Below are 14,741 nucleotides of genomic sequence, written 5' to 3'. Positions count from 1 at the left end.
GTCAGGGCGTGCCGGGTCCGTCCTGTCCGGGAAGGCCGGTGGGCCGAGTGGCGAGGAAAGCCCGCAGGCCGCGTCTCAGCGCCGAGCGTTCGGCGGGCCGCATCGCTGCCAGTGCCGCCGCCAGGGCCTGCCTTCGGTGCGCCGCGACATCGCCCAGCACCCGCCGCCCGTGCGTGGTGAGCCGCAACTGCACCTCGCGTCGCTTGTGCGGATGCAGGGCGCGCTCGAGCAGCCCGGCAGCCTCCAGCCGGTCGCACAGCCGGCTGGCGGTGGGCAGTCCTATGTCCAGCCGTTCCGCCAGAGCGGTCAGATTCACTCCCGGCGCCGCCTCCAGCGTCCGCAGCGCCCGCAATTGGTGAAGGGACAAGCGCAGAGCCGCGTCCTGAGCGGCCAGTGACCACAGGGTCGCCAGGTTCTCCACGGCGTCGGCGATCTCCACGGCGACGGCCTCCGGGCCATCGCCCGGTCCCTCCACTCGCTCCTCACCGGGCCCGCCGGGATGGGTCACGAACACATCACTTTCCATCAGCTCCGCGCCATACGGTGTCACCTCATTCAAACGCTCTACCCGACGAGCCGCAGAGCAAGCAGCCCTCGTCCGGCGTTGCGGACTGAGGGCTCGTCGGGGGCCGGGGACTCGGCCCGGTCAGGTCTGCCGGTCGGCCAGGCGGTTCTTGCGTTCGACAGGTCGCCGCGGTATCGGGCCTGGCGGAGACGGAGCTGGGGGCTACCAGGCGCGCCACGTCGACCGGTTCCTCACCACCGGCCCACCCGGCCGGGGCGCGCCACCGCGGGTGCGGGACGCCGTCGTCCGCACCTGCACCGGACGCGAGGCGCCGGCCTCACCGGCCACCTCGTCGCGGACTGCGGCCGCGTCCGTTCCTATCCGCCCCAGAAGGACCACGACGCCGTGCCGTGCACGGCCGTCAGCACGGCGAGGATCACCAGGTCCGCGACGCCCAGGCCGAGACCGAGCAGCGCCCGGAACCGGCGCGGGGTGCCGCGGCGCAGCGCGACGACGGCCAGGACGATCGCGATCGGGCCGAGGACGATGTTGAGGACGAGCAGGCCGACGAGCCCGAGGACGAAGGAGGCGACGGCCATGCCCTCGGTGTCCCGCCGGCCCGTCCGGGGCGACGGAGGTGCGGTCAGTCGCATCGCCAGGCCCTCCTCGTCCCACGGCGGCGCCGTTCACGCGCCGCGAAGACCAGCAGCCAGCCGGCGATCAGCGTGCCCAGGACGACGGTGACGGGCCAGGGGAGATACGCGGCGGCCCCCACGACGACGCCCAGCAGGAGCAGGGCGGCAACCAGGAAGAGCACGGGCTACCTCCCTTCGGCCGGGCCGGCGGACAGGGGCGGGCGTTTCCTCAACGCGTTCATGACATCGCGGGTTACCCGCGATCGGCCCCGTCACGCAGCCGCGCACGGGCTTCGTCCAGAATCCCGCGGGCGGTCCTGACCGCCGCGGCGCGGTCCTCGGGGACCAGGCCGATGCGGGTGCGCCGGTCGAGGAGGTCCGCCGTGTCGAGGGCGCCCTCGTGGTGTACGGCCCACAGCAGTTCGGCGCCGGTGACGGGATGGCCGGGTACGACGGGTTCGCCGAGCCGCCGGTCCCGGGCGGCCAGGGCGTGGACGGCCGGGGCCTCGGTGCCGTAGCGCTGGACGAGGCGCCGGGGTGCGGGAAGCATGCCGAGCCGGGACGGCGCGGCGGCGCCGACGAGGGGGAGCGCGGCGGTGGGGGAGGGGCCGGCCGGCAGGCGGCGGGCCGAGACGGCGGCGTCGACGGCGTCCTCGGCCATGCGCCGGTAGGTGGTGAGCTTGCCGCCGACCACCGTGACGATCCCGTCCGGGGAGGTCAGTACCGCGTGCCGCCGGGAGATGTCGGCGGTCCTGGCCGCCTGGCCGGACCGCGCCGGCGTGGTGTCCAGCAGGGGCCGCAGCCCGGCGAAGGCGCCCACCACGTCGTCGCGGTGGAGCGGGACGTCCAGGACGGAGGCGAGCACGTCGAGGAGGAAGCCGATGTCCGTCTCCGGCACCTCGGGGACGTCGGGGACGGGACCCTCGACGGGTTCGTCGGTGAGGCCGACGTACACCCGGCCGTCACCCTGCGGCAGGACGAGCACGAAGCGGTTGGTCTCGCCGGGGATCGGAATGTGCAGCCCCGCCGGCAGGGCGCCGAGCCGCTCGGCGCGCAGGACCAGGTGGGTGCCCCGGGAGGGCCGGATCCGGATGCCGTCGACCAGGCCGCCCGCCCACACGCCGGAGGCGTTGATGACCGCACGGGCCCTGATCTCGCCCTCCTCCCCGGTGAGTTCGTCGCGGACGCGGGCGCCCGACGCGGACAGTCCCAGTGCCCTGACCCGGGTCAGGACGCGTGCGCCGTGGGCGGCGGCGGTGCGGGCGAGGGCGGTCACCAGGCGGGCGTCGTCGGTGAGCCGGCCGTCCCAGGACAGCAGGCCGCCGCGCAGCCCGTCGCTGCGCAGCGCCGGGGCCAGGTTTCGGGTCTCCACCGCGGACAGCCGGCGCGGCCCGGGCAGGGTGGCGCGGGCCGTACGGGCCGCCAGGCGCAGGGTGTCCCCGGCCCGGAACCCGGCCCGGGCCAGGGCGGCCTGGCCGCGCGGGACCAGGGGAGTGAGGGGCAGCACGAACGGCTGGGCGCGCACCAGGTGAGGGGCGGTGCGCTGCATCAACACCCCCCTTTCCACGGCGCTTTCGTGGGCCACGCCGAGCTGCGCCGAGGCCAGATAGCGCAGGCCGCCGTGGATGAGCTTGGAGCTCCAGCGCGAGGTGCCGTAGGCCAGGTCGTGGGCGTCGACGGCGACCACCGACAGCCCGCGGGCGGCGGCGTCGAGGGCGGCTCCGGCGCCGGTGGCACCGAGGCCGACGACCAGGACGTCGACGACCGGCCCGCCGACGGTCTCGGCCAACTCCCGGCAGCGGCGCGCGGCGGACAGGGACGAGCTGCTGGCGGGGCTCATGGCGTGAGGGTCCTCTCCAGGATGGTGCGCAGCTCCCCGAGGAAGGCGGCGGTGGTCAGGTCCGGGTCGTCCTCGTCGGTCATGGTCCGCAGCGAGAGGGTGAAGGACTGGGCGATCAACAGCAGGGCACGCGCCTGCCGCTGAGGCTGGCCGGCCCGCACGGACCCGTCGGCGTGGCCGTCGCGCAGGGCGCCGGTCAGCAGCTCCAGCAGGGCGTCCTGGCTCGTCCCGCGGCGGTCCAGGACATAGGGCAGCAGCAGCTCCGGATCGACGTCGACGATCTTGCGGAACAGCGGGTGGGCGCGGAAGGCCTCCACTCCGTCCACCAGACCCTCGACGATCAGGTCACGCGCGGACCGGGCCGGCCGGCGCTCCGGCATGGCGCGCGTGGCCACGTCGACCCACTCACGCGTCATCAGGTCCCCGACGAGGGAACGGACGTCGGGCCAGCGCCGGTAGAGGGTCATGCGCGAGACGCCCGCCCGGCGTGCCACGTCGGTCAGGGTCGTACGGCGGACACCGACGGCCAGCACGCAGTCGCGTACCGCGTCGAGGACCGGGTCGCCGTCCAGCTGGTTGTGACGAATAGGCGTCATGTGTCACAGTGTAACGCCCCTGAAGCGACCGATGAGGACAAGCGCATGGACATGCTGTGGAGTGGCTGGGGCGACCCCGCCAAGGCGGCACCGCTGCCCGAGACGGTGACCGGGCTGCTGCGCGAACTGCTGGGCGTCAAGCCGCGCCCGGCCGGACCGCTCCAGCTGGACGACATCGCCGTCCCGGCCGCACCGCTCGGCTCCGCCGCGCTCCAGGCGCTGTCCGCCGCCGTGGGCGGTGACGCACACGTTCGTACGGACGCGGAGACCCGCATCCGGCACACCCGGGGCAAGTCCACGCCCGACCTGCTCCGGATCCGGGCCGGGGACGTCCGGGACGTGCCCGCGGCCGTCGTCCTCCCGGCCGGCCACGACGACGTACTCGCCGTACTGCGCGCGTGCGCCGAAAACGGCCTCGCCGCCGTCCCGTTCGGCGGCGGCACCTCCGTCGTGGGCGGCCTCGCCCCCGCGCGCCGGGGACCCTTCGTCGCCCTGGACCTGCGCCGCATGAACCGGCTGCTCGGCGTCGACCCCGTCTCGCGCACCGCCACCCTGCAAACCGGACTGCGCGCCCCGCATGCCGAAACGCTCCTGGCCGAGCACGGCTTCACGCTCGGACACTTCCCGCAGTCCTACGAGTGGGCCACCATCGGCGGATTCGCCGCCGCCCGCTCCAGCGGACAGGCCTCCGCCGGATACGGGCGCTTCGACGAGATGGTGCTCGGCCTCACCCTCGCCACCCCCGAGGGCACCCTGGACGCCGGCCGCGCGCCCCGCTCCGCCGCCGGACCGGACCTGCGCCAGCTCATCCTCGGCTCCGAGGGCGCGTTCGGCGTCATCACCTCCGTGACCGTGCGCGTCCGCCCCCTCCCGGCCGTCCGCCGGTACGAGGGCTGGCGCTTCGCCTCCTTCGAGGAGGGCGGCGCCGCACTGCGGCGGCTCGCCCAGGACGGGCCGCGCCCCACGGTGCTGCGCCTGTCCGACGAGACCGAGACGCTGATCGGTCTCGCCCAGCCCGACGTGATCGGCGCCGAGGGCGCACCGCGGAACGCCGGATGCCTCGCGATCGTCGGCCACGAGGGCACCGAGGAGGACACCGCCCGCCGCCGGGAACAGACCGCCGCCGTCCTGCGCGAGTGCGGCGGCACGTACGCCGGTACGGAGCCGGGCGAACGCTGGGCCCACGGCCGCTACTCGGCGCCGTACCTCAGGGACGCTCTCCTCGACGCGGGAGCCTTCGCCGAGACGCTGGAGACCGCCGCCTTCTGGTCGCGCATCCCCGAGCTGTACGCCTCGGTCCGCACGGCACTGACCACGACGCTCACCGAAGCGGGCACCCCGCCCCTGGTCATGTGCCACATCTCCCACGTCTACGAGAACGGCGCCTCGCTGTACTTCACCGTCGTCTCCGCCCAGGGCGACGACCCGGTCGCCCACTGGGCCCCGGCCAAGCGGGCGGCGGGCGAGGCGATCCTCGCCGCGGGCGGCACGATCAGCCACCACCACGGCGTGGGCACCGACCACCGGGACTGGTACGTCCGCGAGGCCGGCCCCCTCGGCGTGGAGGCCCTCCGGGCCGTCAAACGGCGCCTGGATCCCGGCGGGCTCCTCAATCCCGGCGTTCTGCTGCCCACGGACTGACCCGACCCGCCGTCACCCCCCGCCTTGGAGGCCCACCCATGCGACAGTTCACCGCCGTCGTCAACCCCACCGCGGGCTCGGCCGGCGCGGCGGCCGCCCTGCTCCAGGTGGCCCGCGTGCTGCGGGAGTCCGGAGCCGGGCTGGAGACGGAGTACAGCCGCAGCCTGGCGCACGCCCAGGACATCGCCCGCCGCGCGGGGGAGCGGGGCCGGGTGGTGCTCGCGGTCGGCGGCGACGGCATCGCCGGTGGCATCGGCGGCGCGCTGAGCGGCACCGACGCCGTACTCGGCCTCGTCCCGGCCGGGCGGGGCAACGACTTCGCCAGGGCCCTTGACCTGCCCGCCGAACCCGACGCCCTGGCCCGCGTCCTGCTCGACCGGGAGCCGCGCCCGGTGGACACCATCGAGGTGCGGTCGGCCGTCCACCACGGGACCGTGGTCCTCGGCAGCGTGTACGCGGGCGTCGACGCGCTGGCCAACCGCCACGCCAACCACGGCCGGCTGCTGCGTGGCGCCGCCTCCTACTACGCGGGCGGCCTGCGCGCCGTGACCACCTGGCGGCCCGCCGACTACCGCGTCACGGTCGACGGCCGGGAGCACGCACACCGCGGTTACACCGTCGTCGCCGCCAACTCCCCCTACTACGGCTCCGGTCGCATGATCGCCCCCGCCGCCCGTGTGGACGACGGCCTCCTCGAGGTCGTGATGATCCGCGAGGCGCCACGCCGGCTGTTCTTCACCCTGATGAACGAACTCACCTCCGGCGCCCACGTCCGACGGCCCGAGGTACGGGTCCTGCGGGGCCGCGAGATCCGGATCGAGGCCGACCGAGAGGTGCCCTACGGCGCGGACGGCGAGGTGGAGGCGGTCCTGCCCGTCACGGTGAAGGTACTGCCCGGCGCGCTGAAAGTGCTGTACTGACGGCACCGGCCGGCCGAGGCGGGGATCGCTCAGGCGGAGTGTCCGACAGTTTGACGCCCGCGTACCAGATGACCGCCGCACTGGCGACGAACAGCGACAGCAGTACGGGAGAGCTCAGAGCTCCCATGCCCGATGGGGTGGCCGTCGCCGGTGTCGGCAAACCGGCTGCCCGGCGGGCGAACTGCCGCGTTAGGGGCTGCCGGGATCGGGAAGTCGCAGGTCATGAGTGCGTTGGCGGATCTTCACGACGGTGATCACCGGCTGGCGCGGCACGTGGCCTCGTGGCGGTCGGACTGCGCGCGACGGGTGCTGCCTGCGGTGTCGGAGGCCGCCGAGCACACCAAGCTGTGGTGGGGCGCCGCTCTCACCATGGCGGCCGTCGGCGGGTGGCGGGGGCGCCGGGCCGCGGCCGCGGGTGTGGTGAGCATGGCGGTGGCCGAAGTGGTGTCGAACTGCGTGATCAAGCAGCTGTGGCAGCGGCGCCGACCGCCCAAGGAGTGGTTCCCGAACGAAGAGGTCCACGATCGGCCCGACTCGTCGTCCTTCCCCTCCGGCCACACCGCGGCCGCCGTCGGGTTCACGGCCGCCGTCGCGCCGGTGTGGCCGGCGGCGGGCGCGGTGTGCGCGGTCCCGGCGGTGATGGTGGCCGCAGAACGGGTGCACACCGGCGCGCACTACCCCTCCGACGTCGTGGCCGGGACCGCGATCGGCCTGGCCGTGGCCGCCTTGGTCCACCGTGCTCCTCGTCTTGTGGCTCGAAGGCTGCTGTAACCGATGTGCCGCCATGTTGGAGGGCACGGTTCCTGGAAACCTGAATCACCCTGCCGTGGCGTCGGGCGGGCGAACGCAGACGAGACATGGCGGGGTGCGTCGCCGAGGCGCTGGATGCAGGAGGCCAACCAGAACGCTCACGGGCCAACTGCGGCGCCCGGTCACAACAGGGGGGACGAGCCGGGTCCGAGACCCGTCCCTCGCGTGTTCGATTTTCCGTTCGATATGGTGGGGTGTGGGAGGTGGCCGTGATGATGGCAGCGGACGAGCCCGCGTGCGCCGTGTCGACCGTGATGCACGTGCGCTGCCCGGAGCGCCTTCCCCAGGAGCGCTACCGGCAGGTCCTGGAGCTGCTGGCCGGGCTGTCGCCGGTGGTGCAGGCGCTGCCGCCGGCCGCGGCGCTGGTGGAGCTGAAGGGCGCCCTGAAGTACCACGGCATGGACGCGCGCCGGCTGGGGGAGGTGCTGCGGATCCGCGCCGTCTCCCGCCTCGGCGTCGACGTCCGCGTCGGAATAGGCCCGAGCATCACGGTCGCCGCCACCGCCTCCGCCCAGGTCACCGGCCCCGGCGGGGTACTGGCCATCGACCCGGACCACGTCACCGAGTGGCTGGCACCCCTGCCGGTGGAGGCCCTGCACGGCATCGGCCCCCGGCAGGCCGAGGCGCTGCGCGAGTACGGCATCCACAGCGTCGGTCTGCTCGCCGCCGTCCCGACGGCCACCGTGCAGCGACTGCTGGGCGGCAAGGCCGGGCGGCTGGCCGCCGACCGGGCCCGAGGCGTCGACCCCCGCCCGGTCGTCCCCCGCGCACTGCCCGCCTCCGCGGCCGTACGCCACACCTTCGCGCAGCACACCCTCGACGGCGCCACCGTCCGCGCCGCCCTGCTGGAGCTCGTCGTGCGGCTCGGGCGCCTGCTGCGCATGCGCGGCCAGGCGGCCCGCGCGCTCACACTGACCTTGCGTTTCGCCGGCGGCGCCCGCTGGGAGACGACCCGCCGCCTGCCCGAGCCGTCCGCGCACGACGAGGATATGCGCGTGGTCGCCTACCAGTTGATGGACGCCGCCGGACTGCAGCGCGGACGGCTCGTCGGTCTGGCGCTGAAGGCGGAGGATCTCGTCGACGCCGGCCAGGTCGCCGAGCAGCTGAGCCTGGACCCCGGGCGCGAGTCCCGGCTGGCCGCCGAAGCGGCCATGGACCGCATCCGTGACAGGTTCGGCCCCGGCGCGGTCGGCCCCGCCGCGACCTTCCGCCACGCGTCCTGAGACCCCCGGTCACAGCACTGGCATTGAGGACGAGTCGCAGCAAAGGAAGGACGTGGCGCGGCGCCGCGCTGGCGGTGCTGCCGACCACCGGGGCGCTCGCCGCGGTGGCCCCCGAAGCCCGGGGAGCGACCGCGCGGCCGGAAACGCCCGAACAGCTCCTGGACCTGGAGCAGTCGCCGTCGCCGACGACCGCGCGCAGGATCTCACGCATGTCGTAGGCCTGCCCGAGCCGGTCCGGGACGACCTGGTCGAGCCGCCGGCGCCACCCCGGTGGCTCACCGAGACACGGCCGGTTCCCGGAGGTGGCGGCCGATGCCCGCGGCGACCTCCGCGTGGGACAGGTACTCCGCGATGCTGTGCGCCCGGTCGCGGGCGTTGAGGACGGCGATGTCCATCAGGCCGTCCGCCCAGTCGTCGGCCAGCGGGCAGCCGATGGCCACCGCGTCGGTCGGACACCAGGCGTTGAGCCAGTCCGCCACCTTGTCGGGGCGTTTCGGCCCGCCGACGAGCAGCCTGCGGTACACGCTGTCCAGGCCCAGCGGACTTCCCGCCGTGGTGAGGTGGACGGCCTTCACACCGGGCGCCAGCCGGGTGATGAGGTCCATCCCGACGACCGTGCCGAGGCTGTGGCTGACGAGCACCACCTCTCCCGCGTCCGGCATCGTCTCGCCCACGCAGTCCAGGACGTCGCCCCGGACGCCCTGGTCGTCCAGGTAGCCGGCCACGTCACGGAAGACCAGGCTGATGGTCCACGCGTCCAGGTCGCTCCTGGCGGCCAGCCAGCCCAGCTGCCGCTGCAGGGCCCCGACCACCTCGGGCAGGCCGAGCCGTTCGGCGGCCGGCAGGCCCTCCGGCGGGAGGTCCCACTTCGCGGCGGCCTCGCCGAGGACGTCCTCGTACACCTTGTGGGCTCCGGGCGAGGCGGGCGCAGCCGCCTCCGCCGCCGCGACGGCCGTCGACTCGAAGACCCGGGTGAGGGCCTCGCGCGGGGAGAGGGCCTGCACCAGCCTGTCGCCGTAGTAGGGGAACCAGACGTCGGCCGGATCGATCGGATCGAGTCCGGCGCGGACGAGCCCCTGGTTGAGTCCGGCCGCCCATTCGCGACGCAGCTTCTCGGGGTCCTTGCCTTCCTGGGAGCGACCGTGCAGGAAGACCAGATGCCGGTGGCCGCCGAACGCGCCGTCCCGGGCGCGCAGGCCCCTGCGCGTGACCGCGCTCTCGGGAGCCGGGCCCGGCGCGGTGACGACGGGGGCGGCGGCCGCCACCGCCGGACTCACGCCTGCCTGGGGCGATCGCAGGCCGGACTCCGGTCCCAGCTCGTCCAGCAGCGCCTGCTGCCGGGAGGTGAGGGCCAGGACGGCGAGGTGTTTGAGAATGGAGCTGACGCGCACGCCCTCGTTGGCCACCCAGTCGATGGCGTCGTCGCCGTCACCGGGCTCCCAGACCTGCCCGTCCAGGCGCAGGATACGGCCCCGGTCGTCCGTCCTGGGCACCCCGCTGTGGTGGAGCGCGACGACCTCCCACTGGTCGTTGAAGACCGGGGAACCGGAGTTGCCGGGCTCGGTGTCCGTCTTGTAGTGCAGGAAGTCGTCGAGCCGCACCTGGAGCATGTTGTCGCGGACGGCGATCTCCTTCAGGCGTCCCATCGGGTGGCCGATGACGTTGACCGGTTCACCGATGACCAGCTTCCCCCCTTGGGCGCTGAGCCGGTTCCAGCCGAACGTCTCACCCGGCGGGCGCCCCTCCGGGCCGGTACCGGTCACCCGGACCAGGGCGAAGTCGAGACGTTCGTCCGCCACGAAGAAACCGTCGGGGTCGAGGTCCAGCCGCGTCGGCGGCTGCGGTGCGTTGTCGACCGTCACCTGGGCGTCGAACTCCACGAAGCACTGCCGGGCCGCCTCGGCGTCGGTGAGCACGTGATGGTTGGTCATCAGCAGGCTCGGCGACACCAGGAAGCCGGTACCGAGCGGCAGCTCGCGGCCACCGTCCCGCACCGAGATCCGGGCGACGGTACGGGCCGCCCGGGCGCCGCGCGGCAGGAAACTCCAGGCCTGGAGTTCCTTGGACGCCCCCAGGATGCGTTCGTACGCCTCCGGCTCGGCCAGGGGTTCCGCGCGCACGGCCTCCACCACCAGGGCGGGGGACACCGCGTGCCGGTCGAGCAGGCGCGCGGCGCGCGCGGCGAGCGCCTCCGGAGAGTCCGGGAAGGTCACCCCGGCGTCCTGCTGCCGCTCGACCGCCCGCCGCTCGTCGCTGGTCTCGCGGTACCGGCCGGCCGCCGCCTCGACCTGGCGCCGGCGCTCCTCGTGGGTCCTGTCCTTGGCTTCCATGTCGGTTCACCGTCCTGTGGCGGTGTGCCACGGCACGAAGGCGTTCGTCAGTCCCGCGAGGGCCGAGCGCAGCTCGGGGTAGTGGCGCAGCAGCACGGTCACCATGCTGTTGTCGTCGATCCAGGCCATGCCGGCCTTGGAGTACACCTCGGGGGTGTAGTACTCGGTGAAGAACCGGTCGCTGTTCAGCCGGCGCGAGGCCATGAGGATGAAGATGCGGAACGCAGTGTCGCTGAAGGCGAATCCGCGCGGCAGCTTCTCCGCGTACAGCCCGACCATCAGGTCGACCTTCTCGATGTCGCCGTCGTAGAGCCGCTCGATCTCCTCGGCCCACTCCGGGTTGTCCGTCAGCTCGGCGAAGGTCCTTGCGGGCTTCAGCCGCAGCAGGCGCCGGAACTCGTTGTAGCGGGGGACGCCCAGTTCCCTCGAGCGCAGGATGTCGGTGGCGGCGAGGTCCTGCAGATGCCCGTCCGGACGCTCGAACTCCTGCAGGAACCGGGGGAAGTTGTGCAGGGTGACCAGCCCGGGGTGGAGTGTGCCGAAGCTGTAGAGCAGGTCGGTCATCTGCGTCGTCTCCAGGAACTTGAGCGCCCCGGGGCCGGAGATGTCGCGGAGGGTGCAGTGGCGCAGCGTCGCGTCGTCGTCCGCGGAGCGCAGGTGCCACTCGTCGCGGACGAGCGGGTGCATGCGGTAGACCGCCACGAACTCCTCGGTGAGCGCGTACGGGACGCCGTAGTGGTCCTTCGCGGCGCCGGGGATGCCGCTGAGGACCTCACTGCCACCGATCCGTCCGAAGAGGTTGTGCACGCGCTCGCCCGCGATGCCCCACCAGTTGGCGCGCAGCGCCTTGACGGTGGTGGGGTGGCTGATCACGGCCGGGGTCCACTCCACGGTGTGGATCTTGGCGAGGAGCGCGGCGTTGACGAGCCGGGCCCGCTGGAACAGCTCCTCGTCGCCCCAGGACGGGTACGCGGCGTGCAGGTGGTCGCAGATCGCGTTGTGCTCCCGGGTGAACAGGTCGTGCATCATGGCGAGCCCCAGCCAGAAGCCGGGCACCCTAGAGGGGTCGCGGGAGGGGTCCGAGGGGATGGGGGACTGCTCGTCGTCCCACAGGTGCAGCCTGCCCAGCTCGCCGGTGCGCATCAGCCGCTGTTCCGTCTCGTTCGACCCGTAGATCTGGGAGGCGTCCCACCAGTGGGAGGAGGCGTTGACGCGGGTGTCGGGCGTTCCGGCCGGTGCCTGGGCGTCGCGGGTCGGGTCGTCCGGTGTCCGCATGATCCGCATGGGGTGCTCGGGCCACGGGTCGTCGTCCATGAGGGGGACTTCCCAGGGGCGGTCCGTGGGGCTCGTACCGTGGCTGAACCAGTCCCGGATCATGAACTGCAGCCAGGCGGCGACCAGCGAGTTGACCGACTCGGCCGGGTTCAGCTCACGGCGGGTGAGCACGGCGCGGCTGACCTCGCGCGGGGTGGGCCGGGACAGTACGTCCGCGGGCGTGGCCGGGGCGATCTTCTCGAGCGGGATGTTCCTGCCGAAGCGGGTGCCCGCCATGCCCATCCGCGGCTCGTCGAGGTCGTTGTGGCTGCCGTCGGCGGTCCGGTTGACCTTGTGGCTCGCGGAAGGGGGCGCGGGATCGGGCAGGTTGACCGCGGGCAGGCGGCTGGTGTCGTGGAGGTTCTCCTGCCGAAGTCTGACGCGCAGACCGAGGATCGTGAGCAGGCCCGCGATGACGGGCAGTCTGTCCCAGCCGATGCGCCGGTCGACCGTTTCGGCGACCGTGGTGACGATCCGCCAGGGGAGTGACGTACGGTACCCGGCTCGTTGCGTGCTCATGGTGGTACTCCTTGTGCGGATTCGAGGATCACGTCGCTGGCCTTCTCGCTGATCATGTAGATGGGCGCGGCGACGAAGAAGCCGGGGATGCGTGGGAAGACCGAGGCGTCGACGATCCGCAGGCGGTCCACGCCGCGCACCCTGAAGCCGCTGTCGACGACGGCCGCCGGGTCGTCCGCCCGCCCCATCCGGCAGGTGCAGGACGCGTGGTGGCCCCAGGCCTCGTCCTGGACGAACCGGCGGACGGCGTCCCGGCCGCCGACCGCCTCGCCGGGCCAGAGCTCCTCCCGGAGCACGGACCCGGCCCGGCGGTTCATCCCGCGCACGAACTCCACGGCGCCGGCCATCGCCTCGAGGTCCACGCCGTCCTTGTCGGTGCCCTCGGTGAAGTAGTGGAAGTTCACCAGGGGGGTGTCCCTGGGGTCGGTGGAGCGCAGCCGCACCCGGCCCCCCGTGTTGTGGGTGCGGCTCTTGAGGATGGCCCAGGTGAAGCGGTCCCGGTGGCGGGTCAGGTCGAGCGAGTATCCGGGGCGGTAGCCGCGGAAGTCGAAGGGGCCGCCGAAGATGAACAGGTCGGGGGCGTCCAGTTCCGGGCGGGACTTGTGGGTGATGCCGACGACGGCGCCGTTGGTCGTGTACAGGCCCTCGCCGCGCTGCCAGTCCCGGTAGCAGCGGTCCGGTTCGGCGCCGGGCGCCGGCGCGTGGAAGGCGCAGTCCTCGATGAGCCGGAACGGGCGGTCGGTCCGGCTGACCACGCCGACCTCGTAACGGTCCTGCAGATGGGCGCCCACACCCTGCAGGTCGACCCGGACGGGGATGCCGTGCCGCTGCAGCTCCTCACGCGGTCCGATGCCCGAAAGCATCAGCAGCTGGGGCGTGTTGAAGGCGCCGGCGGCCAGGATCACCTCGCGGGAGGCGAGGACCCGGTGCAGGGCCGGTGGCCCGGTGGCCCGCGGGTGGCCGGGGTCGGCCCGGTAGGCGTGCGCCTCGTTCAGGTAGTCGACGCCCCTCGCGGCTCCGTCCCGGTCCAGCACGACCCGGGCCGCCAGGGCGTTCGTACGCACCTCAAGGTGGTCCGGATGATCGCGCTGTACGGCCCGCACACGCTCGCGGACGGCGCTGCGCCGTCCGCCGGCCGTGGAGATCGGGATCTGCCACAGCCCTTGCAGCGCATGGGTCTGCACCCGCCAGTCGTTGGGATCGACGAGGGCGCCGAATCCCTCCAGCGGGGACAGCGGCCGGTCGAGGAAGTCGGCGAGCGCGCCCTCGGCGGCGGAGAGGATCACCTTCAGCAACTGCTTGTCCTGGACCGCCTGTTCGGGGTCGGCCAGCGCGGTCGGCAGCCAGCCGTCGAATCCGTGGCGGGCGTCGTTGCGGTACCGGGCGGCCGTGACGGGCAGTGCCCCCAGCAGCGCGGCGAGCAGGGGGTTGCGCGGCGGCTCCTTGGGCCTCGGCCGGTACGTGCACCGCTCCAGCCGCTCGAAGTACCCGCGCATGGCCGTGCTGTGCCAGGTGGCGTCGCCGGTCTCCTCCGCGATCGCGTCCCAGTCGCGGTTGTACGGGTACACGGTGATCAACGCGTGGTGCGCGGTGCAGCCGCCGACCGTCCCGGCGCGCGGGTAGAGGATGCCCTTGTCCGGGACGAGCTTGCTGTCGCGCCGGTGCTGCTGCTCGTCGGCGTAGTGCCGGACGAAGTAGTTCCAGCACTGGGCCGGGTCCTCGGAGGCGTCCGCGTGGAAGGCGGGGACCAGGTAGTCGTCGTTGTCCTCGGCACCGCCCGCGTCGAGCAGCAGGGTGCGAAAACCCGCGGCGGCGAGGTTGGCCGCGAGCGGCCCGCCGCCCGCGCCGGCACCGACGACGACGTAGTCGAAGCCCGTCTCGGCCGGGCCGGTGGCAAGCGGCTCCGCGGTCACTTCCGCTTGCCCTTCGGGTTGCCGAGCGAGCCGGCCGCGGTGGCGGCCAGGGCCGTGTTGACGGCCGAGATGAGGGTGGTCAGCGCGGCGGTACGCGGCGGAAGCCGGCCGCCGAGTCCGAGGGAGGCCGCCGTCGCGGTGTCGCTGCCGTGGATCAGGACGCCCTCGCGCAGGTCCTCGCGCAGCCGCTCGCCGTGATTGGTCAGCAGGTCGAGACCGAGCAGGACCGTACGGATCCCGAAGAGCCGGAAGGCGTAGATAGCCGCCGGACTGGGCGGCTCACGGTCGGGGTCGAGGCGTCTGATCAGCAGGTCGGGCGCCAGCAGTCCGGTCGCGCCGTTGAAGAGCCGGATTCCGGCGAGCGCGTAGACCGAGGCGGAGGGAGGGAAGGGGGAGGCGTGTTTCGTGGCCATGACGGCTCCTGGGAAGAGGAACACCCTGGAAGCACTCCAGGCACCACACTATGGGCACGACTGCTGCCGCGCACCTCGGGTG

14 protein-coding genes are annotated in these 14,741 nt (G+C 73.5%); 5 read left to right on the top strand and 9 right to left on the bottom strand.

Features of this window, described 5'->3' with window-relative positions:
• Nucleotide 1 precedes the first annotated feature (1 nt).
• The 5 genes from ACIBBH_RS04800 to ACIBBH_RS04780 form a co-directional block, all read right to left on the bottom strand.
• The gene (locus ACIBBH_RS04800; RefSeq protein WP_399401952.1) at nucleotides 2-526 is read right to left on the bottom strand and encodes a MarR family winged helix-turn-helix transcriptional regulator; all 525 of its coding nucleotides are present in this window, start codon (nucleotides 524-526) and stop codon (nucleotides 2-4) included.
• Nucleotides 527-882: 356 nt separating this feature from the next.
• Complete coding sequence (locus ACIBBH_RS04795) at nucleotides 883-1,158, bottom strand: DUF4190 domain-containing protein (RefSeq protein ID WP_399401950.1); 276 nt, start codon at nucleotides 1,156-1,158, stop codon at nucleotides 883-885.
• A complete protein-coding gene (locus ACIBBH_RS04790; RefSeq protein WP_399401948.1) occupies nucleotides 1,149-1,322 on the bottom strand; it encodes a hypothetical protein in 174 nt (57 codons plus the stop codon). Before ACIBBH_RS04790 ends, ACIBBH_RS04795 begins: the two co-directional genes overlap by 10 nt.
• Before the next feature lie 71 nt (nucleotides 1,323-1,393).
• Complete coding sequence (locus tag ACIBBH_RS04785) at nucleotides 1,394-2,980, bottom strand: glycerol-3-phosphate dehydrogenase/oxidase (protein WP_399401946.1); 1,587 nt, start codon at nucleotides 2,978-2,980, stop codon at nucleotides 1,394-1,396.
• On the bottom strand, nucleotides 2,977-3,576 hold the full coding sequence (locus ACIBBH_RS04780; protein ID WP_399401944.1) for a TetR/AcrR family transcriptional regulator: 600 nt from the start codon (nucleotides 3,574-3,576) through the stop codon (nucleotides 2,977-2,979). The genes ACIBBH_RS04785 and ACIBBH_RS04780 overlap by 4 nt, the downstream gene beginning before the upstream one ends.
• A gap of 45 nt (nucleotides 3,577-3,621) precedes the next feature.
• Between ACIBBH_RS04780 and ACIBBH_RS04775 the strand changes: the two genes are divergently transcribed.
• From ACIBBH_RS04775 to ACIBBH_RS04755, 5 genes are all read left to right on the top strand, one after another.
• The gene (locus ACIBBH_RS04775; RefSeq protein WP_399401942.1) at nucleotides 3,622-5,217 is read left to right on the top strand and encodes an FAD-binding oxidoreductase; all 1,596 of its coding nucleotides are present in this window, start codon (nucleotides 3,622-3,624) and stop codon (nucleotides 5,215-5,217) included.
• 38 nt (nucleotides 5,218-5,255) lie between these two features.
• Complete coding sequence (locus ACIBBH_RS04770) at nucleotides 5,256-6,137, top strand: YegS/Rv2252/BmrU family lipid kinase (RefSeq protein ID WP_399401940.1); 882 nt, start codon at nucleotides 5,256-5,258, stop codon at nucleotides 6,135-6,137.
• A gap of 222 nt (nucleotides 6,138-6,359) precedes the next feature.
• The gene (locus ACIBBH_RS04765; protein WP_399401938.1) at nucleotides 6,360-6,908 is read left to right on the top strand and encodes a phosphatase PAP2 family protein; all 549 of its coding nucleotides are present in this window, start codon (nucleotides 6,360-6,362) and stop codon (nucleotides 6,906-6,908) included.
• A 251-nt stretch (nucleotides 6,909-7,159) separates the two neighbouring features.
• Nucleotides 7,160-8,170 carry a hypothetical protein gene (locus ACIBBH_RS04760; RefSeq protein ID WP_399401936.1) on the top strand — a complete coding sequence of 337 codons (1,011 nt, stop codon included), beginning with the start codon at nucleotides 7,160-7,162 and terminating at the stop codon, nucleotides 8,168-8,170.
• A gap of 23 nt (nucleotides 8,171-8,193) precedes the next feature.
• Entirely contained in the window at nucleotides 8,194-8,388 is a 195-nt protein-coding gene (locus ACIBBH_RS04755; protein WP_399402737.1) for a hypothetical protein, read from the top strand.
• A gap of 57 nt (nucleotides 8,389-8,445) precedes the next feature.
• Here ACIBBH_RS04755 and ACIBBH_RS04750 read toward each other — a convergent pair whose 3' ends face one another.
• The 4 genes from ACIBBH_RS04750 to ACIBBH_RS04735 are packed head-to-tail and all read right to left on the bottom strand — an operon-like array spanning nucleotide 8,446 to nucleotide 14,659.
• Entirely contained in the window at nucleotides 8,446-10,500 is a 2,055-nt protein-coding gene (locus ACIBBH_RS04750) for a trypsin-like serine peptidase (RefSeq protein ID WP_399401934.1), read from the bottom strand.
• A 6-nt stretch (nucleotides 10,501-10,506) separates the two neighbouring features.
• On the bottom strand, nucleotides 10,507-12,333 hold the full coding sequence (locus ACIBBH_RS04745; protein WP_399401932.1) for a peroxidase family protein: 1,827 nt from the start codon (nucleotides 12,331-12,333) through the stop codon (nucleotides 10,507-10,509).
• The gene (locus tag ACIBBH_RS04740) at nucleotides 12,330-14,246 is read right to left on the bottom strand and encodes a GMC family oxidoreductase (protein ID WP_399401930.1); all 1,917 of its coding nucleotides are present in this window, start codon (nucleotides 14,244-14,246) and stop codon (nucleotides 12,330-12,332) included. The genes ACIBBH_RS04745 and ACIBBH_RS04740 overlap by 4 nt, the downstream gene beginning before the upstream one ends.
• Nucleotides 14,243-14,659 (bottom strand): hypothetical protein, encoded by a 417-nt coding sequence (locus tag ACIBBH_RS04735; protein ID WP_399401928.1) that lies wholly within the window; start codon nucleotides 14,657-14,659, stop codon nucleotides 14,243-14,245. Before ACIBBH_RS04735 ends, ACIBBH_RS04740 begins: the two co-directional genes overlap by 4 nt.
• Nucleotides 14,660-14,741 lie beyond the last annotated feature (82 nt).

This window comes from Streptomyces sp. NPDC051636 (assembly GCF_044453765.1).
Classification (GTDB): domain Bacteria; phylum Actinomycetota; class Actinomycetes; order Streptomycetales; family Streptomycetaceae; genus Streptomyces.
Note: the sequence above shows the minus strand (reverse complement) of the source record. Positions and strands in the feature narration are given on the sequence as shown.